The following is a 25,577-nucleotide window of genomic DNA, read 5'->3' as shown; positions in this document are numbered from 1 at the left end:
GATCAAGTACACCTAAGCCAACTGGAGAACGTCATGAGCAAGATCGCAATCATTGGTGCCACCGGTCGTGCCGGTAGCCAACTGCTGGAAGAAGCCCTGCGTCGTGGTCACAGCATCACCGCCATCGCCCGCGACACGTCGAAGATCGGCCAGCGTGCTGGTGTGGTCAGCAAAAATGTGGATGCGCTCGACGCCGAAGCCTTGCAAGCGGCCGTTGCGGGCCATGACGTAGTGATCAGCGCTGCGCACTTCGCGACCCTTCCCGCCAGCGCCGTCATCGAGCCGGTGCAGAAGGCCGGCGTAAAACGTCTGTTGGTGGTGGGCGGTGCCGGTTCGCTGTTGCTGCCGGACGGAACCCGCGTCATCGACAGCGAGGGTTTTCCGCAGGCGTACAAGGCTGAGGCCAGCGCGGGTGCGCTGTTTCTGGAAAACCTTCGGCAGGAAAAAGAGCTGGACTGGACCTTTGTGTCGCCGTCGGCAGAGTTTGTCGAAGGTGAGCGCACGGGGACGTTTCGGATCGGCAAGGATGATTTGCTGGTGAGTAGCGAAGGGCGGAGCTGGATTGCTTTTGCTGACTATGCGATTGCGATGCTGGATGAAGTGGAAGTGCCAAAGCATCCTCGGCAGAGGTTTGCAGTCGGGTACTGATCCTCGTAACACCACAAACCTGTAGCAGCTGGCGAAGCCTGCGTTCGGCTGCGCAGCAGTCGTAAACCCGGTATCCACAGTTTTTCTGACACACCGCGGTGGATGGTTTTACGACTGCTTCGCAGCCGAACGCAGGCTGCGCCAGCTGCTACAGGGTTTCGACTCACCGCGCCTGAGCCTGCTCCACCAACCACCCCATCAACTCGCGCAACTTCGGCGAAGGTCCGGGTTTCTCGGGGAAAACCAGGTAATACGCCAACCCGGTCTTCACCTTCAATTCAAACGGCATGACCAGCCGCCCCGCACTCAAATCGTCGCCAATCAGCGACCAATCCCCGATCGCCACGCCTGTCCCTTGGGATGCCATCGACATCGCCAGGTCCAGCGTTTCGAAATGTTGACCCTTGGCGACATTGCTCAAGCGAATATCGGCGGTGGCCAGCCAGGCCTTCCAGTCTCGTTCATCCCGGGTCGGGTGCAGCAGCATGTGCTGCTCCAGATCCTCCGGCGCCAGCAGCGGCACCGGACCTTCGAGCAACGGCTTGGAACAGACCGGCGTCAGCTGTTCATCAAACAAATGTTGAGACACCAATGAGCTGTCCGGCGGTGCGCCGTACATCACCGCGGCATCGAACTGCTCGCGATGAAAATCCACGCCGTGTTTGACCGTGGTGGTCAATTCCACCGGCACATCCGGGCGCTCCCGTTGCCACTGCAACAACCGTGGCAACAGCCAGCGCATGACGCACGTCGGGGCCTTGAGTTGCAGGGTTTCGCGCTTCTCGCCGATCTGCTCCACCGCCTCGTCGATCAAGCCGAAAATCTGCTGGACCCGTGGCAGCCATTCCCGTCCTTCGGCAGTCAGGTCAAGGCCCCGGGCCTGGCGAATGAACAGTTCATAACCCAGATGTTCTTCCAGCCCGGCGATCTGCCGACTCACCGCACCTTGGGTGATGTACAGCTGTTCAGCAGCACGGGTGAAGTTGCAGCACTGCGCGGTAATCAGAAAAGTGTGCAGCGCCGGCAGGGGAGGCAATCGTTTCATTGGGATCCAAGGTATGACGTGAGGACATGGCTAGTATGACTTTTTATCCATTGTTGCGGCTACGTGTCGCCCGTTCCAATGAGGTCATCCCTGGACCTGCCCACTCATCATAAACACTGCGCAGGTCCGGCGTCTCAAACGAACAAGAAGGGCAAAGACATGGCGACGTGCGGCGAAGTATTGGTCAAGTTACTCGAAGATTACGGGGTTGAGCAGGTGTTCGGCATTCCCGGGGTTCACACCGTGGAGCTGTACCGCGGGCTGGCCCGTTCGAGCATCAACCACGTCACTCCGCGCCACGAACAGGGCGCCGGTTTCATGGCCGACGGTTACGCTCGCACCAGCGGCAAACCGGGTGTGTGCTTCATCATCACCGGCCCAGGCATGACCAACATCACCACTGCCATGGGCCAGGCCTACGCCGACTCGATCCCGATGCTGGTGATCTCCAGCGTGCAATCGCGCAGCCAGTTGGGCGGCGGTCGCGGCAAGCTGCACGAGCTGCCAAACCAGAGCGCATTGGTCGGTGGCGTGGCGGCGTTCTCCCACACCTTGATGTCGGCGGCTGAATTGCCGGGCGTCCTGGCGCGTGCCTTTGCACTGTTCCAGGCCGGCCGTCCGCGCCCTGTGCATATCGAAATTCCGTTGGACGTGCTGGTAGAAGAGGCCGATGACCTGCTCGCCAGCGTACCGGTGAACATCGACCGCGCCGGTGCCTCGCCGAGCGCAATCAGCCGCATGACCGCGCTGCTGGCCGGTGCCAAGCGCCCACTGATTCTCGCCGGTGGCGGCGCCATCGATGCCGCGGCCGAGTTGACTGAACTGGCCGAACTGCTGGACGCCCCGGTAGCCCTGACCATCAATGCCAAAGGCATGCTCGAATCCAACCATCCGTTGCTGATCGGCTCAACCCAAAGCCTGGTCGCGACTCGCGCTTTGGTGGCTGAAGCTGACGTGGTGTTGGCGATCGGCACCGAACTGGCCGAGACCGACTACGACGTGACCTTCGCCGGTGGGTTCGAAATTCCCGGCGCACTGCTGCGCGTAGACATCGATCCGGACCAGACCGTGCGCAACTATCCGCCGCAAGTGGCGCTGGTATCCGACTCCCGTAACGCTGCCCAGTCCTTGCTGAGCGCGCTGTCCCACAAGTCGTTGGCCGAGCGCCGTAACGATTGGGGCCAGGTCCGTGCCGCACGCTTGCGCGACGAACTGGCTGCCACCTGGGATGCTCCGACCCTGGCCCAGACCCGCTTCCTGGAAACCGTCTTGCACGAACTGCCAAGCGCAGTCTTCGTCGGCGATTCGACCCAACCGGTGTACACCGGCAACCTGACGTTCAACCCGGAACGCCCGCGTCGCTGGTTCAACTCGTCCACCGGTTACGGCACCCTCGGTTACGCCTTGCCGGCAGCGATTGGCGCCTGGCTCGGCGGCAGCGTTGAAAACGGCGCGCGTCCTCCAGTGGTGTGCCTGATCGGCGACGGCGGCCTGCAATTTACCTTGCCGGAACTGGCCAGCGCCGTTGAAGCGCGCACCCCGGTGATCGTCCTGCTGTGGAATAACCAGGGCTACGAAGAGATCAAGAAATACATGGTCAACCGCGCCATCGAGCCGGTTGGCGTCGACATCTACACCCCGGACTTCATTGGTGTGGCCAAGGCGCTGGGCTGTGCAGCCGAAGCCGTCTGCGGTGTCGAGCAACTGCGCAGCGCTCTGCGCGCCGCTGCCGATCGCCAGGGACCGACCCTGATTGAAATCGATCAGACTGTGTGGATGAAGGCGGTGTCGAAATGAGTTTCCCTACGACACTCGACGGCCTGTTCATCGACGGCCAATGGTCCGCCGGCAACGAACACCTGCGCGTGATCAACCCGGCGACCGAAGCCCTGTTGACCACCGTGAACGGTGGCGATGAACATGCAGTCGATCAAGCCGTCACTGCCGCATCCAATGCCTTCAAGGAATGGTCGAAAACCACCGGCGCCGAGCGCGGTGCGATCCTGCGCAAAATTGCTGCGGGCGTGCAGGCCGGTCGCGAACAGTTGATGCATTTGCAGTCGAGCAACAACGGCAAGCCGCTGTTTGAAGCCGCCATCGATGTCGACGACGTGATCGCCACCTTCGAGTACTACGCAGGTTTAGCCGAAGGTCTCGATGCCAAGCAAGACAGCAATGTGGAGCTGCCAACCGATGACTTCAGCGCTCGTGTGCGCCGCGAACCCTGCGGTGTGGTCGGCCTGATCGTGCCGTGGAATTTTCCGATGGTTACCACCGCCTGGAAACTCGCCCCGGCCTTGGCCGCCGGTTGCTGCGTGGTGCTTAAGCCGTCCGAAGTGACACCGCTGCCAGAACTGGAATTGGCGACGATCATCGCCGAGGCCGGTCTGCCCAAGGGTGTGTTCAACCTGGTCTGCGGTACCGGCCTGGCGGTCGGCGCGCCGTTGTCCGCTGATCCGCGCATCGCCAAAATCTCCTTCACCGGCAGCAACGCCGTCGGCGTGCAGGTCATGCAACGCGCCGCAGAAACCGTGAAGGGCGTGAGCCTGGAACTTGGCGGCAAATCCTCGCTGCTGGTGCTCAAAGACGCCGACCTCGAACTGGCCGTCGAAGTGGCCTGTGGTGGCGGTTTCTTCAATGCCGGGCAGATGTGTTCGGCCACCAGTCGCGTGCTGATCGCCGATGAACTGGCCGACGAATTCCTCATCCGTTTGAAGGCCCGCGCCGAAGCCATTCGCGTGGCCGACCCGTTCGACCCGAACGTGGAAATGGGCGCGCTGGTCAATCAGGCGCAATACCAGCGCGTGCTGGGCCACATTGATCGTGGTTTGAGTGCTGGCGCCAAGCTGGTTTGCGGCGGCAATCGCCCGGCGGACTTGTCGCGCGGTTATTTTTTGCAGCCGACGATTTTCACCGAAGTGCCCCTCGACAGTGCGCTGTGGTGTGAAGAGATTTTCGGTCCGGTGATCTGCGTACGCAGTTTTGCCACCGAGGCCGAGGCGATTGCCTTGGCCAATGACAGCCAGTTCGGTCTGGTGGCCAGCGTGGTCACCCGCGACGCCGAAGCGGCAGATCGGGTCGCCAACGCTTTGCAGGCGGGGCTTGTGTGGATCAACGCGCCGCAAGTGATCTTCCCGCAGACCGCTTGGGGTGGCTACAAACAGAGCAGCATCGGCCGCGAATTGGGGCCGTGGGGTTTGCAGGCTTTCCAGGAAATCAAACACGTGATTCGAGCGGTCTGACGGCTCGAAAAGGGTCAGCGCATGCCTCGTGATGAGGCATGCGCTGGCGTCATGGCTTCAATGAGTTTTTATCGATAGTCAGGTTTTTTGCACGACCTCAGGATGAACCCGTCGGCTCAGCGCAAACCCCGTGAATACGGGGGCTTGGAGCAGATCTGGCGGCGCAGATGCAACGGTTGCGACCAGCCTCATACCTACAAAAACAAAGGGAGTCCGTAATGGGCGAGCATGATCTGAACAGACGTCAATTCATCAAAACCGTGGGCGTAGCCTCGGTGGCAGCGGCCGCCATGAGCATGCCGTTCATCAAGGCTAACGCCAGCGACACACGCTTTGCGGGCAAGACCCTGCGTTTGCTGACCTGGTCCGATGACACCGGCTTGGCAGCCCTGCGCAACATCGCCGCGACCTTCGAAGACAAGTACGGCTGCAAGGTCATCGCTGACCGCACCGGCAGTACCTCGGAAATGGTCGCCAAACTCAAGGCCGGCGGTGATCGTCCGCAGTACGACATCATCACCCTGGCAGGCGTCGGCGCCGAAGGTCTGGCCGCGGCCAACCTGCTGGAAAAACCCGATCTCAACCGCATCCCGAACCTGGTCGATGTACCGGAAAAATACCGCACCGGCGCCAATGGCCACGGTATCGGTTACCTGCTCTGGTGCAACAGCCTGGTCTACAGCACGCGCACTCAGAAAGAAGCGCCGGACAGCTACGCCGCCCTGTGGGACGCGGACTTGGCACCGAACATCTTCCTGCCGCCGCCAAACTGGACCGAGGCCATGGACCTGATCATCATCGCCGCCAAACTGGCCGGTGGTGACGAACACAACATTGAGCCGGGCTTCAAGAAACTCGCCGAGCTGAAAGATCGCGTGGTAACCCTGGGTGAAAACCCGAACCAGATCGCCGAGCTGTTCCGCACCGGTTCCCTGGACATGGGCGGCCTGTACGCGCCGGCATTCTTCCCGAAACAGATCCGCGATCCGGCCTACGGTCTGAGTGCAACCTTTGGCATGAAGGAAGGTTTCTACACCGACTTGATGCAATCGGTGATGCCGAAGAACCGTCCGGGCGACACCGACATGGCGTACGCCTTCATCAACCACTCTCTGGACCCGTTGGTGCAGGGCAAGATGGCTGAAGACATCTACAACGGCCCGGTCAACGCCAAGGCGATCATCTCCGCCGAAGCGCGCAAGAGCCCGTTCATCCTCACGCCAGAGCAGATTACCGAGAAGGCGATCATGCACGACAACGCCTTCCTGGCCACCGTGCATGACCAATGGATTCGTCGTTACACGGAAATCTTTTCTTCCTGATCCGTAGGAGCTGCCGAAGGCTGCGATCTTTTGATCCTGCTCTTCGGTGGCTCTGAAAAAGATCAAAAGATCGCAGCCTTCGGCAGCTCCTACAGGGCCGGGCGCGAGATATTCCTGATCTGCCATTGACGAGACCCTTGCTATGGAACACCAACCTCTGACTCATCCGGTCGCCGTCGCTCCAGTGCGCACCAATCGGGGTGTTTCGCCGACGACGCGTGCCTGGTTTTTCCTCTCGCCGTCGATGCTGTTTCTGGGCGTATTGATCGCCGCCAGCCTTCTGGTTCTGCGCATGAGCGTGGGCACCAAAGGCGCGGAATGGACCGGGTTCAGCCTGGCCAGTTACGCCCAACTGCTGGAACCGTATTACCTCAAATCCTTGCTGCTGACCCTGCGTCTGGCCCTGATCAGCGCAGTGATTGCGGTCGTATTGGCGATCCCGGTGGCCTACACCATGTCGCGGCTGACCTCACCGTTTGTGCGACGGATCTTCCTCGCCGCGGTGCTGCTGCCATTGCTGGTCAACCTGCTGCTGCAAAGCTACGGCTGGCTGGTGATTCTGGGCCCGGGCGGGATGCTCAACCAGGCGCTGATGGGCCTGGGCCTGATCAAGCGTCCGATCATGCTGCTCTACAACCAGAACGGCGTACTGATGGGCCTGGTGCAAACCGCGTTCCCGTTGGCCGTGCTGCCGATTGCCAGCGCCATGCGCGGCGTCGCCCGTACTTATGAAGAAGCCGCTGCAACCCTGGGTGCCAGCCGTTTTCAGGTGTTCCGTCAGGTGGTGTTGCCGATGAGCATGCCGGGGATCATCACTGGCGCGACGTTGGTATTCGCCTACAACGCCAGCAGCTTCGTGGTGCCATTGCTGCTCGGTGGCCGACGCGTGCCGATGCTGGCGGTGATGGTGCATGACCAGATCGCCCCGCTGATGAACTGGCCCGCCGCCTCCGCTGCCGGTGTGGTGCTGATTGTCACCACGCTCGCAATCATGACCTTGTCCGAATACATCACTGGCCGTCGTCGGCGCATGCTGGAGGCTTCCCAATGAGCACTCTGATCAAGAAACGTTATGGGCTGCTGCCCGGCGAGACCGGCAAGTTTGCCGGCATCCTGTCGGGCTTCATCCTGCTGCTGGCGGTGTTGCCGATCCTGACCATGATCGTGATGTCGTTCAGCGGTGCGTCGAACCTCGACTTCCCGCCGAGCAGCTACAGCCTGCAATGGTACAAGGCTGCCTGGCACACCTTCGTGTCGCCGGATGCCAGCGATGTGCTGAGCCTCGGCAAGGCCATGACCACCAGCCTGATGGTGGCGTGCCTGACCATGGTGTTTGCAACGATCATTGCGGTGCCGGCCGCTTATGCCCTGACCCGTTGCGAGTTCCGCGGCAAAGCCGTGGCGCTGCAATTGATGTCGCTGCCGCTGGTGTTTCCGATGGTGGTGTTGGGCCTGGCGTTGCTGCTGGTGTTCGACAGCCTGCCGTTCCAGATGACCACCTCGCGGCTGGTGATTGCCCACGTGATCCTGGCGCTGCCGTTCGTGGTGAAAAACTGCACCGCCGCGATGCTCTCCATTGGCAGCGAAGTCGAAGAAGCCGCGCAGATGCTTGGCGCTTCACCGACCCGGGCGATTATCGATGTGGTGGTGCCGCTGATGAAGTCGGGGATTCTGGCGGGGATGCTGCTGGCGTTCATCGTCTCGTTCAACGAATTCACCGTGACCTACTTCCTTTACACCATCGACGTCATGACCGTGCCGATCTGGATGTACAGCCGCACCGTGTCATCGCTCGACCCAACCGTATTTTCGTTTGCCGTGCTGATCGTGCTGATCGACTTCGTCCTTATATGGGCGTTGGAGAAGCTGGTTGGTGAAGGTGGCGTTTCGTTCTAGCTTCTGCCTGGAGGTGCCTGCGCTCGATCATGCTGCGTTAAAAGTCCGCTCAGAATGCTCATTGACTAAAGTCAACTCTGCTTCTTCGCAGACTTTTGCCTTGCCTGATCTTCGCTCGGCGACCTCCAGCCAGAACCTTATTCTTGAGGTGCAACATGACTGGTCTGATTCTGGAAAACGTCGAGAAACATTACGGCTCGGCCTGCGCGGTAAAGGATGTAAACCTGCATTTGCCTGAGGGCAAACTGGTGTGTTTTCTCGGCCCGTCGGGCTGCGGTAAAACCACGTTGCTGCGAATGATTGCAGGGCTCGAAACCCTGAGCGGCGGCGAGATTCGCCTGGACGGTGAAGACATCGGCCACACCCCGGCGCATCAACGCAATTTCGGCATGGTGTTTCAATCACTGGCGCTGTTTCCGCACATGACGGTGGGGGAGAACATCGCCTATCCGCTGAAACTGCGCGGGGTCAGCAAGGCTGATCAGCAGGCGCGGGTGGTGGAGTTGCTCGAGCTGATTCAGCTGAGCGAGATGATTGATCGCCCGGTGGCCAAACTCTCCGGCGGTCAACGTCAGCGCGTGGCGATTGCCCGGGCGATTGCCTCGCGGCCGAAAATCCTGCTGCTGGATGAGCCGCTGTCGGCGCTCGACGCCAAGCTGCGCGAGTCGATGCAGGTGGAAATCCGTCAACTGCAACAACGCTTGAACATCACCACCATCATGGTGACCCACGACCAGCGTGAAGCCATGACCATGGCGGATATCGTTGTGGTATTGGGTGAACATCGCGTGCAGCAAGTGGGCACGCCGATTGAAATCTATCGTCACCCGGCCAATGAATTTGTTGCGGACTTCATCGGCTCGGGGAATATCTTCCCGGCCACGGCACTGGGCAACGGCAAGATTGGGCTGCCGGGTGGCGAGGCGCTGGAAGTGCCGATCTGCAGCAGCATCGTGGTGGGTGAGAAAGTGAAGATGCTGATTCGCCCTGAGGACCTGCAACTGTCGCATCCACAGGCGACGGCGGGGAATCGGTTGCTCGGTAAGGTGACGTTTGTGCGTGATATTGGCGCGACGATTGAGACGACCGTGGAGTGTTCCGGGGTGTCGTTTACGGCGTTGAGCACGCCGTGTCAGGGGTTTGGGTTGAGCATTGGCAATCCGGTGTCGGTGACATTGCCGGCTGAGGCTTGTCGCGTACTCGGTGCCTGACATTAGAGGTGGATTGACTGTACCGGCCTCTTCGCGAGCAAGCCCGCTCCCACATTGGACCGGTGTACACCAGACCCCTGTGGGAGCGGGCTTGCTCGCGAAGGGGCCGGCACAAACAACACAAGATTCAGCTAGACCATCAACCGCAACCGCGCCAAATCCCTTAACGGCGGAGCCCCAAACAACCGGCTGTACTCCCGGCTGAATTGCGAGGGGCTTTCATACCCCACTCGATACCCCGCTGCCGAAGCCTCCAGCCCTTCCGCCAGCATCAACCGCCGCGCTTCTTGCAGGCGCAGTTGCTTCTGATACTGCAACGGACTCATCGCCGTCATCGCCTTGAACCGGTGATGCAACGTCGACACGCTCAGGTTCACTTCCTTCGCCAGATCATCGATGCGCAGCGGCTGTTCATAGTTGCCGTTGAGCCATTTGATCGCCTGGCTGATGCGATGGCTCTGGCTGTTGGCGATAGCGATTTCGTACAGCCGATGGCCCTGCTGGCTGCGCAATAGTCGATACAGGATTTCCCGGCGAATCAGCGGTGCGAGCATGGCGATGTCTTTCGGCGCATCCAGCAAACGTGCCAGACGCAACACCGCGTCAAGCATCGCGGTGTCGATCCGTTCGACATACAAGCCGCGTCCCGTCGGCCGGGTGGGCACACCGAGAGGACCGGCGTCGGCAATCAGCGCGGTGATTTCTGCCGGGTCGATATCCAGCCGCACCGCGAGGATCGGTTCTTCAGACGTGACGTTCACCACGCGCCCGCTCAGTGGCATCGAAACCGACACCACCAGGTAATTCAGCGGATCGTAATTGAAGTATTCATCGGCCAGCCTGACCTCTTTACGGCCCTGCGCCATGATGCACAGCGCGGGTTGCGCCAGTACCGGGGCAAACTCATGGGACTTACTGTGGCGAGACATGAACAGCGAGCCGACGGCAGTCGCATAAGTGCCATCCTCCGCCGTGTTGTGGCGAATGATGGCGGCCAGTTCCGCGCGCTGTTTCTCCATGTCGGCGTCCAGCGGGGCTTGAAAATGATCGAGCGACGACATGCAAGGCATCCTCGGCAAGGCGTTGGTAATGAGTTGAGCTTAAGTTTGTGCAAGACGAAGCGCTAGACACATCCTGCCTCAAGCTTGCCTGATTCTGCATGGGCTTCGTGTGCCGCCCCGTCATGACGTGATGCAGATGGGCAACGGCTGACGCAAGCCTGCCCCTGTAGGAGCTGCCGGAGGCTGCGATCTCTAGATCTTGAAAACAGAAGTCAAAAGATCGCAGCCTTCGGCAGCTCCTACACAAAGCTCGTGTGACAGTGGTATGACGGGTTTTACCGGTTGTTACAGGTGTTGAGCCAAGCTGCGCAGGATTGTGCAACAAGCCGGCAGGAATCGACTAACCGCGATGGAAGGGGCGCGCTTAACCTTGGATCCTGTCGCAGCCCGTCCCACGGCTGCCACTCGAGTACCTGGGAGGGTTGAACATGTCTACGCAGATCCCCGTCAGTCATATGGCCTTTGTCCGCGCCCGCGCCGGGCGTTCGGCGGAACTCGGTGCGCGCCTCAGCGCCTTGATCGAGCCGTCCCGCAGCGCACCGGGTTGCCTGAATTTTGCCCTGCAACATTCGCAATGCGATCCCGAGTTGTGGCTGGTGTCCGGTTTCTGGATGAACCAGCAGGCCATGACCGCTTATTTCAGCACCCCGGCCATGCAGATTTTTGCCGGGTTGGTGCAAGACCTGGTGGTCAACAGCCTGGATTTTCATACCTTCAAGGACGTGTCGGCCGCCCAGGCGCTGGGACAGTCCCAGTCGTGGGTACACAAAATGGCGGGTTGAGGGTTTAATGGCTCAATTCTCCATTAGCCAGGATCCGCGACATGGCACGCAAAGCCTTTGAAACCTTCGAAGCCGTATCTGCCGTAGTACCCCGTGAAGGCGGCTATCACGCCGCAATCGCCACCAAGGCCATCGGTGGTTCGGGTGCGCCGCGCTTTCACAAGCTGCTCGAAGAACAGACCTTTAAAACTGCCCATGAGGCCGATGAGGCCGCAGCCAAAGAACTGACCCGCCTCAGGGACGTCAGCGAAGACGGCGACCTGATCTGGTAATTACTTGACCGCCCCCGGGCGATACATCTTGAACAACGCCTCAGGCCCCAGCTGGAAATAATCCGCTGGCCCGCCGCCGCGCAGGATCGGTTCTGCCGCGGCGGTGTCGTACACCCCATCCTTCAACAGCCATTTGGCGATATGCACGGCGACCACTTCGCCGAGAATCAGCCAGCTCGGCACCACGTTCCCGTCAGCCCGCTGCAACTGAATGATCTGCGTGACCTTGCACTCGAAGGACACCGGGCTTTCGGCGACGCGCGGCACCTGAATGACTTTCGACGCTGCCGGCGTCAGCCCGGACAGCTCGAACTCGTTGACCTCAGGCCCGACCATGGCCGAGCACTGGTTCATCTGCTCGGCCAGCGGACGGGTCGCCAGGTTCCAGGCGAATTCGCCGGTTCGCTCGATGTTATTCAGGCTGTCTTTGCGCCCGACACTGGAAAAACCAATGATCGGCGGAATGTAGTTGAACGCGTTGAAGAAGCTGTAGGGCGCCAGGTTCAAGCGACCATCGGCATCCTGAGAGGAAATCCAGCCAATGGGACGCGGGCCGACGATGGCATTGAACGGGTCATGCGGCAGGCCGTGGCCGTTGGCGGGTTCGTAGAAATGGATGTCGTCGGGCATGGCGCGGGGTTCCTGAGTTCGGTTTGTAGCGAAGAGGGCCATAGTGCAAGCGGTGGCCAGCAATTTCCAGCGCGGCGATTAATCTGGCTCTTTTGCATGTGTGACAGATTTTTCATAAAGCACTTACCTATTTTTCACTGCCCCACCTCCAGTCTACGCACCGGCCAAAAGCCTGATAAACGGCCGCCATGAACACTGGAGATTTATCCTCGATGAACAAACTTCCTCAAATCACCCTGGCGTTCTGGGTGATGAAAATCTGCGCGACGACCCTGGGGGAAACCGCGGGAGATTTGCTGTCGATGACTCTCAACGTCGGTTATGCCATCAGCTCGCTGATTTTGATCAGCGTGTTCGTACTGACGCTGATCACGCAGTTGATGTCCAAAACCTACAAGCCGGTGCTGTACTGGATCGTGATTTTGTCGACCAGCACGGCCGGCACCACCATGTCTGATTTCATGGACCGCACCCTTGGGTTGGGCTATGCCGCGGGCTCGATGATCCTGATTGCGATTTTGATAGGGATTTTTGCTGCGTGGCGCTTGAGCGGCGATTCGCTGAACGTCACCAAGGTCCAGACCTTTCGCGGCGAGATGTTCTATTGGATGGCGATACTGTTTTCCAACACCTTGGGCACTGCGCTTGGCGATTACCTGGCCGATGATTCAGGCCTGGGATTTGCCGGTGGCGCGCTGTTGATTGGCTCGACAATTGCGGTGGTGGTGTTGCTCAAATGCTTCACGAAGATTTCGTCGGTGCTGCTGTTCTGGGTGGCGTTTGTGCTGACGCGGCCGTTCGGCGCGACGCTGGGCGACTTCCTGACCAAGCCCCATGAAAAGGGAGGTCTGGATTTCGGCACCATCGGTTCGTCGTTGGTGTTGGCGGGGATATTGGTGGTGATGATTGCGGGGGCTTCGTATGCGCAGAACAAGTTCACGAAACCGGAAGTTGCCGAGTTGTCTTGAAACCGAGTCGCGGCCTTCGCGAGCAAGCCCGCTCCCACAGGTTGACCGAGTTCTTTCAGAAGAATGCGGTCGAATGTGGGAGCGGCGGTGCGACGATTCGACTTGCTCGCGAAGAGGCCGGTACAGCCGACCTCGATGTGCCTGTCAGTCAGTCTCGATCCGCGAATGTTTGCGGGTGTCTTTCATGGTCACGTAGACCAGCAACGACACGGCAATACACGCGGTGACATACCAGTAGTAACCGGTTTCCATGCCGATGCTCTTGAACCACAGCGCGATGTATTCAGCGGTGCCGCCGAAGATCGACACGGTCAGCGCGTACGGCAGGCCGACGCCCAGCGCACGGATTTCGGTCGGGAACAGTTCGGCTTTGACCACCGCGTTGATCGAGGTGTAGCCGCTGACAATGATCAGCGCCGCCATGATCAGGAAGAACGCGCCCCACCAGGTCTGCACGGTGTGCAGGGTGGTCAGGATCGGCACGGTGAACAGCGTCCCGAGAATACCGAAGGCAATCAGGATTGGCCGGCGACCGACTTTATCCGAGAGCCCGCCAATGATCGGTTGCAGGCACATGAACAGGAACAGCGTGGCGGCGGAAATGGTGGTGGAGTCGGAGATGCTCATGCCGACGGTGTTCACCAGGTATTTCTGCATGTACGTGGTGTAGGTGTAGAACGCCAGGGTGCCGCCCATGGTCAGGCCGACCACGGTCATCAGTTCCTTCGGATGGCGCATCAAGGTGCGCATCGCGCTTTCCTTGGCCTTCTCTTTCTTGGTGAACGACTCGGTTTCTTCCATGCCACGACGCAGGTACAGCGCGACCACGGCACACAGTGCGCCGATGGCGAACGGGATGCGCCAGCCCCAGGCATACAGCTGCTCGGTGGTCAGGGTTTGTTGCAGCACGATCAGCACCGCCAACGCGATGAGCTGGCCGGAGATCAGGGTCACGTACTGGAAGCTGGAGTAGAAGCCGCGACGTTCCTTGGTCGCCATCTCACTGAGGTACGTTGCTGAGGTGCCGTACTCGCCACCGACCGACAAACCTTGCAGCAAACGGGCGAAAATCAGCAGGATCGGTGCGCCGATGCCAATGGTTTCATAACCTGGGCTCAGGGCGATCAGCAGCGAGCCGAAACACATCAAGTACACCGAAGCCATCAGTGCTTTCTTGCGACCGGCCTTGTCGGCGTAGAGGCCCATCAGCCAGCCACCGATCGGGCGCATCAGGAAACCCACGGCGAAGATCGCGGCGGTGTTCAGCAGTTGTGCGGTGGTGTCGCCTTTGGGGAAAAAGGCTTTGGCGAAGTACAGGGAGAAGGCAGCGTAGACGTACCAGTCGTACCACTCGACCATGTTGCCGACAGAGCCGCTGAAGATCGATTTGATGCGACTGGCAGTGGTTCTTTCTTTGGCAGGCGAAGCGGTCGACCCAAGAGGCAGGGTTTGTGAGTTATCCATGACGGATCCTTCATTTAATTGTTTTTGTGGAGCGCGTTGAAACGCAGCCTGCTTGGGCTATAGCAGGAGATGTGCCAAAGGGAGGAGGGCCGGTTTAGAGGGGGTAGCGAGTTTTATTGAGCGGTAATCCGCTTATTCAGGATCGGGTGCGAGCGGAAAACCGCTTATTCAGGCGTGGGATTGCTTCGTCAGTGCTGGCCCCTTCGCGAGCAAGCCCGCTCCCACATTGGATCTACGGTGAACACAGAATTTGCCTACACCTCGAATCAACTGTGGGAGCGGGCTTGCTCGCGAAGAGGCCAGTTCAGGCACCACAAAAATCAGCTGTCTTGCAAAAACATCTCGCGGGTCAGGCCATGCCGCTGCATCTTTTCATTGAACGTCCGGCGCGGCAGTTGCAGCTCTTCAAGCACCGCTTTCACATCGCCCTTATGCCGGGTCAACGCCGCGCGCAGACAATGCGCTTCAAAGGTTTCCTGCTGCGCCGCCAGCGATTGCCCAGGATCGATCCCCACCGGTTCCGGCTCGCCCAGCCCCAACACTTGCCGCTCAGCAACGTTCGCCAATTCACGCACATTGCCTGGCCAGTCGTGGCTCAGCAGGTGGCTCAACTGCGGGCCGCTCAGCGGTGGAAAAGTCCGCCCCAAACGCTCGGCGGCATTGTGCGCAAACGACTCGAACAACAATGGAATGTCTTCACGCCGCTCGCGCAACGGCGGCAGCCGCAACTCGGCCACGTTCAACCGATAGGCGAGGTCTTCGCGAAAGCGTCCGGCCCGGGCTTCGTCGAGCAAATCGGGTTTGGTCGCTGCAATGATCCGCAAATCCACGCGGATGCTCTGATTGGAGCCCAACCGCTCCAGCTTCTGCTCCTGCAAAACCCGCAGCAATTTCACCTGCTGGGCCAGCGGCATGCTTTCGATTTCATCGAGAAACAGCGTGCCGCCATCGGCGTATTCGAGCTTGCCGATGCGTTTGCCCGAGGCGCCGGTGAACGCGCCGCTCTCGTGACCGAACAACTCGGCCTCGAACAACTGCTCGGGAATCGCCGCGCAGTTCAGCGCCACAAACGGTTTGTCGGCACGCGGACCAAAGTCGTGCAGGCAACGGGCAACCAATTCCTTGCCGCTGCCGGTTTCACCGCGGATCAACACATTGACCGGCAGCGTCGCCAGGTCCAGCACTTGCCGACGCAGCGTCTGCAAACCACGGGACACCCCCAGCAGCGTCGCATCGAGTTTGGCGCGGTTGTCCGCCTGCTCGTGCAGGGCGCGGTTCTCCAGCACCAGCCGCCGCTTGTCCAGTGCACGGCGCAGACTGCCGAGCAGGGTTTCGGGGCTGAAGGGTTTTTCAAGGAAGTCGTAGGCGCCATCGCGCATGGCTTCGACCGCCATCGGCACATCGCCGTGACCGGTCAGCAGAATCACCGGCAAGTCGGCGTCGCGGCGCTGAACCTCGGCCAGCAGTTCCAGGCCGGTCATGCCCGGCATACGCACGTCGCTGAGGATCACCCCGGGGAAATGCTTCGGCAGCTGCGCCAGGCATTCATCGGCGCGGCTGAACAATTGCACCTCGAACCCCGAGAGGCTCAGCCATTGTTCGACGGCGCTGCGAATGCTGCTCTCGTCGTCGACCACCATCACTGAATTCAGCATGAGCCAGGAGCCTCCAGATCGATGGGCAAAGTCACGGTGAACACCGCGCCGTTTGCATGATTGTCGGCGCTCAGGCGACCGCCCGATTCGTGAACGATGGCAAAGGATACGGCCAGCCCGAGGCCCAGGCCATCACCCACCGGTTTGGTGGTGAAAAACGGATCAAACACGTTGGCCAAATGCTCTTCGGCAATGCCGCCACCGTTGTCGGTGACCGTCAGGCGCCAGAGTTGTTCGTCGGCTTCGAGACGGATTTCCAGGCGTTTGCAGGGTTTGTCCTGCATGGCGTCCAGGGCATTGCGCAGCAAATTGATCAGCACCTGTTCCAGGCGAATCGCATCGCCACGCACCCAGGCCGGGCGCGTCAGGTGCAGCACCGTGCTGACCTGTTCATCGCGCAACCGTGTGTCGAGCAACTGCAACGATTGGTCCACCACCGCCGCCAGGTCCAGGCGTTCGCGTAAACCGCTGGGGCTTTTGCGGGCGAAGGTTTTCAGGTGACCGGTGAGGGCGGCCATGCGCGTCAGCATCTCATCCACCGGTCTGAGTGCTTTGTAGGCGTCGTCGACCCGGCCGTGATCGAGCAGCAGCCTCAGAGTAGCAAGCTGCATGCGTTGGGCGGTCAACGGCTGGTTGATTTCATGGGCCAGCGCGGCAGACATCTGGCCGAGGGCGGCGAGTTTGGCCGATTGCACCAGACCGTCCTGAGCGGTGCGCAGGTCGCGAGTGCGTTCTTCCACCAGTTGTTCGAGCTCTTCGCGACTGCGCTGGCGCAGCTTGGCCAGACGCCAACGCTGATTGAGGAACAGCAACAAAAACACCACGGCCAGCCACAACCCGGCGGCGGCGAGCCCGGCGTTGCGGCTGTCTTCGAACGCGACTTGCGGGCGGCGCAGCAGGTGCAACGTCCAGCCTTCAGTGCTCAGCGGCAGCGATTCCCACAGGTAATTCGCCGTCCCGTCAGGACCCACGACCCGCGTCAGATCACTGTTGTCGTCGAAGCGCCGCACCGATTGATACTCGAGCGGTGTCAGCGGTTGTTTGTCGTATTGGCGGGTGACCTTGAGTTCGGCGTGATCGCTGTCACTCAGCGGTTTCAACAGCCGATAGCGCCAGCCCGGCTGGTTGGCGATGAAGATGATCCCGCGTGCATCGCTGACCAGCAGTGTGTCGCTGCCCTGACGCCACTCGCGCTCCAGTTCCGGAAACTCGAGTTTCACCACCATCGCTCCGAGGAACTGGCCGTTGTCATCGGTGACCGCGCTGGACAGGAAGTAACCGGGAATCCCGCTGGTCACGCCCACCGCGTAAAAGCGCCCGGTGCCTTGGGTGCGTGTTTCGCTGAAGTAGGGACGGAAACCGTAGTTGTGGCCGACGTAACTGCTGGGCAAACGCCAATTGCTGGCGGCCACCGCCAGACCGGTGTGGTCGAGCAGTTCCAGGGTCGAGGATTGCGCTGCGCCGTTGATCTTTTCCAGTTTGCGGTTCAGTGCGTCCTGCTGTTCAGCGGATACCGAACCCTTGAGCGCGGCGCGCAATTCGGGGTCCAGCGCGAGCACGGCGGGCAGGGCGCGGTAGCGGTCGATCAGGGTGTGCAGGGAATTGGCATAGAGAGCCAATTGCTGATTGGCGCGGGCGGCGTCTTCCACGAGGGCCTGGCGCTCGGCGTGACGCATGGCGAAGCCCGCAACCAGCGCGGCACCGGCGGCAATCAGAAGGGTATAAAGCATCAAACGCAAGGAACGTGAAGTCGCAAGCATGGAAGTATCAGGCGAAAGACAGGGCGAGCACGATAGCACGCAAAGCGTGACGTGTTGCCGCCCGATCAGGCCGCCCTGAGCATGGTTTGTGTCCGCCTCAATTGTGCAATGGTTGCGTCTGTAGCGCTCCTCACGCTTGCGCGCGTGTCGCCGGGAGACTTCCCGAAAATTTTACTGAGCGGACTATAGGTATGAATTGAACTGCGTCCGGCTTGGTCAAACAGGCTTTCAAGTTCACTTACCCCTGCGTTCAATAGCTCGATCATCCCGCTGATGTGTGCGTCCGCTCTGTCTATTTTCTCCTGCGTGAGCTCAGCACCTGCTCCTGCGATTTCATGCAGTACCTCAAATGTGCCTGTCACGGTACTGAGCGCAGCGCCGATTTCACTGGCAAAGGGAGTGCCGGCAGCCTTCATACCGATGCTTGCGCCAACGTTCACTGCTTCCTTACCACCCTTTAGCCACCCCTTCTTGTTCAGTTCAATGATGCCGCGGCCCATTCCCCTGAATTTGTTAATAGCGTATGAACCATAATTCATGGCCTTGTATTCGCCTTTGGCCACTATTCGGTTTGGGTCCAGTTTGCTTGCCTTGAATTTAACCGAGGCGCCGAGGCTCAAGCGTTCTGAAGCAAAATCTACCCCCATACTCACCGCTTTTTTTGCCACGAACCCAAGAAAGATGCCAACGGCGATACCAACAGGTCCTGCGACGCTTCCCAGTGCTGCTGTTGCGGTGCCGATGCCGATACCCGCTGCGTAACTGATGGCTTGTCCTCCGATGTGCGCCACCGTCCTTATCGCTGCGGATTGTCCATGTGCCGTCGCTGACTGGTGGTTGAGAATTTGTGTCTCAGCTTCCTGGGCTCTTCGGGTGGTGAGCTCCAGGATTTTCGTATGTCGTACGATAGCTCCCGATAAGCTCATATTGGCTCTGTATTGAATTTGATCTGCTGCACTCTGACTTTTTCTGCTGGTTCGCTGCTCGTTCGTTTCAACGAACCCGTCCAGGAAGTTGCCAAAAGTCTGTCCATCGGTGTCTGTAAAAACGATCGGATTGTTACCCGCCATCGCGTACAGATTCAGCCCGTCCACATCCCCCGCCGGGTCGGCACTGACCCAACGTTGCAACCACGGCGCGTAGTAACGCGCGCCGTAGTAATACAGCCCGCTGTCATCCATTTCCTTGCCGGAATAGCGGACGGTTTTGTAGTCGACGTCCACCTCACTTCCCCGCGCGAACCAGGCCGTGGCTCCGAACGGGTAATAACCTTCTTCGCTGATCACCTGCGCATTTTGATCGAGCTCCAGCGCACAGGAACCCAAGTGGTCATCGAGGCTGTAGCGCAATTGATCGGCAGCGATGTTGGCGGGTTTGCCGCTGACCCAGTGCAGGCAACGCACGCTGCCGTGCCCGCCAGGCAGGGTGATTACGTGCAATTCTTCGCCGTTGTCGCGGGTGCGGATTTCCAGGCCCGGCAGGTAGATCACTTCCTGGAAATGGCTGAGTGACGACGTGTGGGTTTCGTGGCGTTTGTACACGCGCACGCCCTGGCTGTAGCGGTAGAACTCTTCGTCATCCGGGCCGTTGGTGCGTTTGACCAGCGTTACCGATTCCAGTTGGTCCAGGCAGTTCCACTGCAAGGCTTTGCCCGGCTGCAAGTTCTGGAGATTGCCATGGCGGTCATACAATTTTTCGAAATCAGGGACCGGATCATCAGGTTTCCAGCGCACACCGTGGTTGCTGGCAGGGTCGATGAACATCTCGCGGGTCAGTGAGGCGCCCGCACGTACGTGACGCAGTTTGATCAGGTTGCCACCAGAATCGTACTCATAGTGTTGAGTGTAATTGAGCCGATTGTTCGGATCGTCGGGCAGGGGCCGGCCCGGAATATCCGACGGCTGGGCATCGTCGTAACCGGTGGCACTGGTCAGCCGGTACAGCGAGTCATAGGTGAAGTCGCGGTGGCCGTCGATTAGCTGGTTGGCGAAAAAAGTTGGCTGGAAGGCGTGGTCTGCGAGCCGGATGATGTTGCCAACGCGGTCGTAGAAATATTCGAAATCTTGCAGCGCTGTCTCGGCATTTTTTTGCGCGCGCTGCGTAGACAGGCGCCCATCGGCCGGGTCGTAGGTCCAAGTGCCGAGCACTTCGTTGCTGGCGCGTTGTTCGATGATCTGGCCGGCGGCGTTGTACTGCGCTTCTTTCAGAACCGATTCCCAGCCCAAGCCATCTTTAATCCGTAGCTCAACCTGCTGGAGCTGCCCGACGACGTCATAACGCAACTGTTGCTGGTGATCACCGGCATCGGTCTGGCTCAGCAGTGTGCCGAGTGGGCTGTAAATCCAGCTGCTGCGGTAGGGCTTGCCCTCGGCCAGGGTTCGGGTTTCGCGCAGTGATTGCCCCAATAAGCTGTAACTGTCGAGACTCAAGGTGCCGGCACGGTCGAGCTGTTCGGTCAACTGGCCGCGCCGGTTGAAAGCAGGATCGGCGGAGGCATCGACGTAGGTAAAGGTTTCGACATTCGGCTCACCGTTTTCCTCGATGGCAATCGGGCGCAACAGAGCGTCGTAGGTGATGCGCCAATGACTACCACGTTGGTCCCAGCGCTGCAGCGCTTCTCCGGCCAACCCTGGCAGGCTCAGACGCCAGCCAGCGTCGACGCTGTCGACTTTCAGCGGTTCACCGGACAGGCGGTAGACCGTGGCCAGGTTGGGGACGACGCCGAACAGTCGCGGGTCCCATTGTTCGAGCAATCGCCCGGCAGCGTCGTAGTGCTGGCGGGTGATCAGGTGTTCCACTGGGCCGGCAGCGACCTTGCGCAAGTACGCGATCTGGCGAATCGGTAAGCCCCGGCTATCAATGGCCGTCACATTCGGGGTCCGCCAATGAACTGTGGCTGTCATGGCTTGCCTGCCTTCAGCTCACCTTCAATCGGTGCAACATGGGTGTCATTAAAGTCCAGGCTAGTGGAGTACCAGGGATGGATGACCTCGAGCGCGACATCTCCTTTGGCGTTGATGACTTTTTTCTGGCGACCCAGCACGTCGTAAAAGTTCTGATCGTGATGGCCGAACTCACGGAAGGAATGGTCATTGATATAGCGGTGCCCATTGGCGAAGTAAGGGCGAAATACCCGAACAGCCAGGCCTTTGTTGTTGTATTCCACACGTTCGCTGACGCGCCAGCGCGGATCGGCGTGCGCGACCTTTGGCTTGCCGTCTTCAATCACCAGCTCACCGTTTTCCACCACAAAAGCCTGTCCCGGCTCGACCAACTGTTTGGTCTGCAGTGGCCGGCCGAAACCATCCACGAAAGCTTTGACGATCTGGATTTGCTGCAGCTCATCATCCCAATAGCGGTCAGCGGTGAGGACGACGCTGTGCACCGGTTCTCGGGGAATCGAGTGGATCAGGTCGAGCAGCGCTTGTTCAGGCCCGGTCAGGGACTTGAGCCGAGACAGTCTACGTCTGGCGCTGGCGCGAATATGCAGGGTGGGTAGCACGTAACCTTGCGCAATCCAGGTGGTCAGCCAGTCAGGTGTCTGCCTGACGGAATGGGGGAGTTCGCCCATCCAGCTGAACAGGTCCTTGCGCAATACGCTGGCCGCTTTTTGCAGGGCGCGTTGCGGATCTTCGATGGCAGGGTCTGGACGATGGTCCGCAGGACGTTCGTGTTCGTCGAGGGGGCGAAAACCCATTTCTTCGCCGTCTTCAGTGCCATAAAAACTGATGGCAAGGGGTTGTCCGGACGGCTCGTAAAGGGCTTCCTCGACATTGTCATTGGCATCGATGCTGCGCATGAGTTGTAGCGCGTGATAGTCATATTCGAAGCGGGTTTCGCACCCGTCCGGCTGCGTGATGCTTTTCGGCAGCAGACAGTAGGCGTCGTAGCGGGCTGTCGTGATGCCGTAACTGGGCGTTTCGTTGTACTCCATCACTTTGTAAAAACTGTCGAGCTCGCCGTACTTGGCATAACCATACCGGGACGACCATAGATTCCTCTCCTTGTCCTCCTCCTCGTCTACCCCTAGAACCAGAGGCATGGCCGAATAGCCGATTTTTTCCAGTTCGTCCCGAATAACGAGCGACGGCACCGTGTCGTAGGCTTGCAGTGCTGTCTTGTCCAGTTGGGCAATTTCCAGCGGTGCCTGCAGTGCCTCGAACTCGGCTTTGCCATCGGCGAGCGGTGTTTGATCGGCAGTCTTGAGGTAGCGATAGACCGACTGCGTGGTCAGTAGCCTCTGAGCGACCCATTCGGGCGAGGCGTACAGATCGATAAATCCTTCATAGGAAATGTCTGCGGGGGCGAGCCCCCCGGATGCTGGCTTCTTGGGCAGTACCAACGCATTGCCACGTTGCAGATAAGGCAGGCCCAGTCGCCAGCCTTGCAGGTCCTCCTTCAAGTGAATGAACTCGGCGCGGGATTCACTCAGGTAGTAGGACTGTTGGGCCGGATCGTGAGCATCCGTCCACCATTGGTTTTCATCAACGTCATCGAACGGTGGTTCGTCATCATCCGGGTTTCTGCGCCGTGCATAACTGACCGTGATGGCATGCACAGGCAGACCGAACTCGTCATGGCCCAACGTGATTTCATGTCGGCACAGCGGGTCATTCACGAAGCGTTCGTACTGATAGCTGATCTTTTCCAGCGGCAAGGGCAGCATGATGGGGTAAGCGTCATGGTCTCCCTTTTTGCGCAGTTCGCGGACCTTGTAACGACTTTCCTCCACTGCGAAAGGCACCGCCATGGCCAGGTCATCGTCGGCGGCGTAGGTTTCCACACGCAGCACTGAACCTGCGAGGGCGCGGGCGATTTCGTGGGTGGTGGCTTCGTCGGGCGGCGGGACTGGGTCATCGAAAGCGTCGTTGCGGTGATACTGGCAGAACAGCGTGGGTTTCAAATCACACGCTTCGGAGTCACGGTTGAAATAGCCATCGCGTGGCAGGTCGATTTGCCGTCCGGTGTGAAACCAGGTGCAGACCAGCGCCGGGGCGGTAAAGCCGATGTCGTCTTCACTTGCGCTGGTTTCGCTGTCGGTCTGGCACAGCAGCCCGAAGCCGCGAAACTCGCGGTTTCGGCCATCGTAGTAACCGTGCAAATACTGGAGAAACTGGTTCAGGCAGTTGCCGGTGATTTCATCGAGCTGGCTTTGTTGCTTGACCACCGGTACCGGGAACGGCAGGTAGCAAATCGGCAAGCGTTTGAGCTTGAGTATCCGATTCTTTTCATCCAGCCATTCCTGTGCCGAACTGCGATACACCACCTGCGTACTGCAACCCATGTTGTTGTTACTGGCGATGAGCATGTAAGGCTTGGCGCTGACGAAATCGTAGCGCCAGTGCCGTGGCTTCATATGCGGCACGGTCAGGATCAGGCTCGCGCAACCCAGGCCTTGCAAGTCGGCGAGGGTGACCTGGCACAGGTTGTCGTAGCGGATTTCTTCGGGCCACGGGACCGTTACGGGGGTTTGCTCCAGACCATTGCCGCCGTGATTGAAATAGATCTCGAAACAGTCGGACTTCAGATAAATCAGTGCCGGTGCGCCAGAGCCGTCGAGGTCGGCAATCCGCACTCGCGCCGCGTCGAATGTCGCGTAATCGAAGGGCAGGGCACTCATGACAATACCCTCGCCGAACCGACCGTGACCGAGGTTCGGCCAGCATTTGATTTCGTCGTACCGGATGCGGCACAGCTCGGTCATGTCGCTGCCCAGCAAGTTGCCCAGCATCACCAGTTCGGTGCGGGAGTTGCTGAACAGTGGCAGGCGGTCGGTGGCCGGTGTGTGCTCGACGTCCTGGCCCGGGGCGAAACCGTCCTCACGCCGATTGGCGTACAGGCGCACGCTCCGCGGGCCGATCAGCGCCATCGAACTGAGCCCGTCGCCTATCAAGTCGCCAGATTGTGAAAGCGTGTGGAAGAACTCCACCGGGAACGCCGAAAAGGGAATGAACCCTGACCAGCTGCGATCGGGATTCAGGGTGTGGAAACCGCTCACGCCGGGCGAGGCGAGGATCCAGTCGAGCCGGCCGTCGCCGGTCAGATCGGTCAGCGCCTGATAGGTCGGCTGATTGCGATCGGCCACGGGGATGCGGGCCAGTTCTGTCCATGGGCCATAGTGGATGTCATCGCCCCCCGTCAGTGCGCGTAAGGGTTCGCGGTAATACCAACTCTGGTCGTAACGACAGATAAATCCGGGCACGCCTTCACCGAACAGATCCACGCATTGGTGGTGCGCGCCGTCCTCGATGCCGGGCATGTTTTCGAAGGGGAAGAACGGGCTCGACTCCTTATTGAGTTCGAAGCCTGAATAGTCGAACTCCACCGGTGGCATGTTTTCCACGGTGCCGCTGGCGTCATACGCCTGATAGTGCGCTGCTGCCAGTTGGGTGTATGCCAGGGGAGTCGTTTGGTATTGCAGCAGCAAACGTCGTACGAGTACCGGTTTGGGGCCCAACTGCTCGGGGAAGTGGTGAAACATCAATACCTGATGGCACAGACGTCGGGTGCCCAGTTCGAATCCGTAGGTGTAGCTGTGGAAGGGGTCGCTGCGCAGTTGCCACTCACCATAACCCTCGCCGGGCGCATCAAATGGCGGTCCGTAGAGCGGTTTTTTTTCCAGATCGAGGGTCCGCTCGCCGTAGTCGAACACCAAGTGGAAATGCCAGTCCAGGCTCGCCGGGTTTTCCACCGTCCAGGCGTACAAGTCTTTGCTGGCCCGGGCATTGCCGTAACACACCCGGTGCAGGTAACGCTGGGCACGATAGTCGTGTTTGTCATTCGGGGTGTGTGCCTGATCTTCGGGCTTGTAGTCGAAACAAATGTGTTCGCCGTGGGGGTTCATGCTTTCGAGCAGTAGCCACACACCGATACGCTGCGGCGCGTCAGCGTTGTTCGGGTCGACAGGTTCGGCACGGCGCGAAGCGTCGGTCTTGCCATAGACGTGAAGACTGCCGTTGGCCCCGTGCACCAACCAGAAAGATGGTTTTTTTTCATCCGGTTGCCACAGCTCGAACAGATCGAACGAACTCTCGACCCGTGGCCTGTAGCGCACAACATCGTGCTTACCAATGGGGAGGCCACGATAGAGGAGTTCCTCTCTGGACGTTGGCTTGCCCTTGTCATCCAGCTCGGGCATCAACTCCTCGCCACCAGGACCGACCATGATGTCGACGTCTAGGTAATCGGGCACCCCCTTGCTGGTCCGGCGAGTGATAGCACTGGTGCCCAAACGCCAGCCAATGCCAAACGGACCGTTACCGCCCTGGCTGTCATAACTCAGCGCCATGGCGGGATCGAAACCGCGCCCTGCTGAGAGGGGCAGCGGCAACTCGAACGAGGCACTGCCCGTCACGCCGACCGATCCCCAGCTTTTGCCAATCGTGGCAATGGAAGCACTCTTGGCGATGGAGGGTTCAGTAATGCTCAGAGAGGCTTGCTCTTCCATGGGGCTGATCCTGTGTCGGCTTTGCGCTCTCCCGTAGCAACGGTGTCGCGTGATAGAGCGACGCTAACAAAATCAGGGGAAGGCGTGACCTGTCAGATCTGACAGGTGAGGCCGGTTTTTTTAGACCGAATACCGTGGGAAACGCTGCGTTATATAGCGAATAGTAAAAGAGAC

Annotated in this window: 18 protein-coding genes; 10 read left to right on the top strand and 8 right to left on the bottom strand. The window is 59.7% G+C overall.

What is annotated here, in order from left to right; all coding sequences use genetic code 11:
* The first annotated feature begins 33 nt into the window (after positions 1 to 33).
* Positions 34 to 648, top strand: coding sequence for an NAD(P)-dependent oxidoreductase (locus CUN63_RS06140; protein ID WP_129437952.1), 615 nt, complete (start codon positions 34 to 36; stop codon positions 646 to 648).
* A 163-nt stretch (positions 649 to 811) separates the two neighbouring features.
* Here CUN63_RS06140 and CUN63_RS06135 read toward each other — a convergent pair whose 3' ends face one another.
* Complete coding sequence (locus tag CUN63_RS06135; protein WP_129437950.1) at positions 812 to 1,693, bottom strand: LysR substrate-binding domain-containing protein; 882 nt, start codon at positions 1,691 to 1,693, stop codon at positions 812 to 814.
* 159 nt (positions 1,694 to 1,852) lie between these two features.
* On the opposite strand from CUN63_RS06135, the gene CUN63_RS06130 reads away from it, so the two are divergent.
* From CUN63_RS06130 to CUN63_RS06105, 6 genes are all read left to right on the top strand, one after another.
* Positions 1,853 to 3,490 carry a 5-guanidino-2-oxopentanoate decarboxylase gene (locus CUN63_RS06130; RefSeq protein WP_129437948.1) on the top strand — a complete coding sequence of 546 codons (1,638 nt, stop codon included), beginning with the start codon at positions 1,853 to 1,855 and terminating at the stop codon, positions 3,488 to 3,490.
* Positions 3,487 to 4,935 carry an aldehyde dehydrogenase family protein gene (locus tag CUN63_RS06125; RefSeq protein WP_129437946.1) on the top strand — a complete coding sequence of 483 codons (1,449 nt, stop codon included), beginning with the start codon at positions 3,487 to 3,489 and terminating at the stop codon, positions 4,933 to 4,935. The genes CUN63_RS06130 and CUN63_RS06125 overlap by 4 nt, the downstream gene beginning before the upstream one ends.
* Before the next feature lie 218 nt (positions 4,936 to 5,153).
* Positions 5,154 to 6,257, top strand: a complete 1,104-nt coding sequence (locus CUN63_RS06120) for an extracellular solute-binding protein (protein ID WP_129437944.1) — start codon at positions 5,154 to 5,156, stop codon at positions 6,255 to 6,257.
* 142 nt (positions 6,258 to 6,399) lie between these two features.
* Positions 6,400 to 7,308 (top strand): ABC transporter permease, encoded by a 909-nt coding sequence (locus tag CUN63_RS06115; RefSeq protein ID WP_129437942.1) that lies wholly within the window; start codon positions 6,400 to 6,402, stop codon positions 7,306 to 7,308.
* Positions 7,305 to 8,153 (top strand): ABC transporter permease, encoded by an 849-nt coding sequence (locus CUN63_RS06110; RefSeq protein ID WP_129437940.1) that lies wholly within the window; start codon positions 7,305 to 7,307, stop codon positions 8,151 to 8,153. Before CUN63_RS06115 ends, CUN63_RS06110 begins: the two co-directional genes overlap by 4 nt.
* Positions 8,154 to 8,308: 155 nt before the next feature.
* On the top strand, positions 8,309 to 9,364 hold the full coding sequence (locus CUN63_RS06105) for an ABC transporter ATP-binding protein (protein WP_129437937.1): 1,056 nt from the start codon (positions 8,309 to 8,311) through the stop codon (positions 9,362 to 9,364).
* Positions 9,365 to 9,495: 131 nt separating this feature from the next.
* Here CUN63_RS06105 and CUN63_RS06100 read toward each other — a convergent pair whose 3' ends face one another.
* Entirely contained in the window at positions 9,496 to 10,425 is a 930-nt protein-coding gene (locus tag CUN63_RS06100; protein ID WP_129437935.1) for an AraC family transcriptional regulator, read from the bottom strand.
* 428 nt (positions 10,426 to 10,853) lie between these two features.
* Here CUN63_RS06100 and CUN63_RS06095 point away from each other — a divergent pair, with 428 nt between their 5' ends.
* Entirely contained in the window at positions 10,854 to 11,207 is a 354-nt protein-coding gene (locus tag CUN63_RS06095) for a putative quinol monooxygenase (protein ID WP_046049698.1), read from the top strand.
* Between the two features lie 41 nt (positions 11,208 to 11,248).
* Positions 11,249 to 11,479 (top strand): hypothetical protein, encoded by a 231-nt coding sequence (locus CUN63_RS06090; protein WP_008156042.1) that lies wholly within the window; start codon positions 11,249 to 11,251, stop codon positions 11,477 to 11,479.
* On the opposite strand, the gene CUN63_RS06085 is transcribed toward CUN63_RS06090, so the two are convergent.
* Positions 11,480 to 12,109, bottom strand: a complete 630-nt coding sequence (locus CUN63_RS06085; protein WP_129437933.1) for a flavin reductase family protein — start codon at positions 12,107 to 12,109, stop codon at positions 11,480 to 11,482.
* A gap of 212 nt (positions 12,110 to 12,321) precedes the next feature.
* Between CUN63_RS06085 and CUN63_RS06080 the strand changes: the two genes are divergently transcribed.
* The gene (locus CUN63_RS06080; protein WP_129437931.1) at positions 12,322 to 13,077 is read left to right on the top strand and encodes a hypothetical protein; all 756 of its coding nucleotides are present in this window, start codon (positions 12,322 to 12,324) and stop codon (positions 13,075 to 13,077) included.
* Positions 13,078 to 13,221: 144 nt separating this feature from the next.
* Here CUN63_RS06080 and CUN63_RS06075 read toward each other — a convergent pair whose 3' ends face one another.
* The 5 genes from CUN63_RS06075 to CUN63_RS06055 form a co-directional block, all read right to left on the bottom strand.
* Positions 13,222 to 14,541: an MFS transporter gene (locus tag CUN63_RS06075; RefSeq protein WP_129437929.1), complete on the bottom strand. Its 1,320-nt coding sequence runs from the start codon at positions 14,539 to 14,541 to the stop codon at positions 13,222 to 13,224.
* A gap of 320 nt (positions 14,542 to 14,861) precedes the next feature.
* Positions 14,862 to 16,196, bottom strand: a complete 1,335-nt coding sequence (locus CUN63_RS06070) for a sigma-54 dependent transcriptional regulator (protein WP_129437926.1) — start codon at positions 16,194 to 16,196, stop codon at positions 14,862 to 14,864.
* On the bottom strand, positions 16,190 to 17,956 hold the full coding sequence (locus CUN63_RS06065) for an ATP-binding protein (protein ID WP_129437924.1): 1,767 nt from the start codon (positions 17,954 to 17,956) through the stop codon (positions 16,190 to 16,192). Before CUN63_RS06065 ends, CUN63_RS06070 begins: the two co-directional genes overlap by 7 nt.
* A gap of 65 nt (positions 17,957 to 18,021) precedes the next feature.
* Complete coding sequence (locus CUN63_RS06060; RefSeq protein WP_129437922.1) at positions 18,022 to 20,859, bottom strand: RHS repeat domain-containing protein; 2,838 nt, start codon at positions 20,857 to 20,859, stop codon at positions 18,022 to 18,024.
* Positions 20,856 to 25,403 (bottom strand): SpvB/TcaC N-terminal domain-containing protein, encoded by a 4,548-nt coding sequence (locus CUN63_RS06055; RefSeq protein WP_129437920.1) that lies wholly within the window; start codon positions 25,401 to 25,403, stop codon positions 20,856 to 20,858. Before CUN63_RS06055 ends, CUN63_RS06060 begins: the two co-directional genes overlap by 4 nt.
* Positions 25,404 to 25,577: the final 174 nt, after the last annotated feature.

Source organism: Pseudomonas sp. ACM7 (genome assembly GCF_004136015.1).
GTDB classification, from domain to species: domain Bacteria; phylum Pseudomonadota; class Gammaproteobacteria; order Pseudomonadales; family Pseudomonadaceae; genus Aquipseudomonas; species Aquipseudomonas frigoris.
The sequence above is the reverse complement of the archived record's forward strand: the minus strand, read 5'-3'. Positions and strand labels throughout refer to the sequence as shown.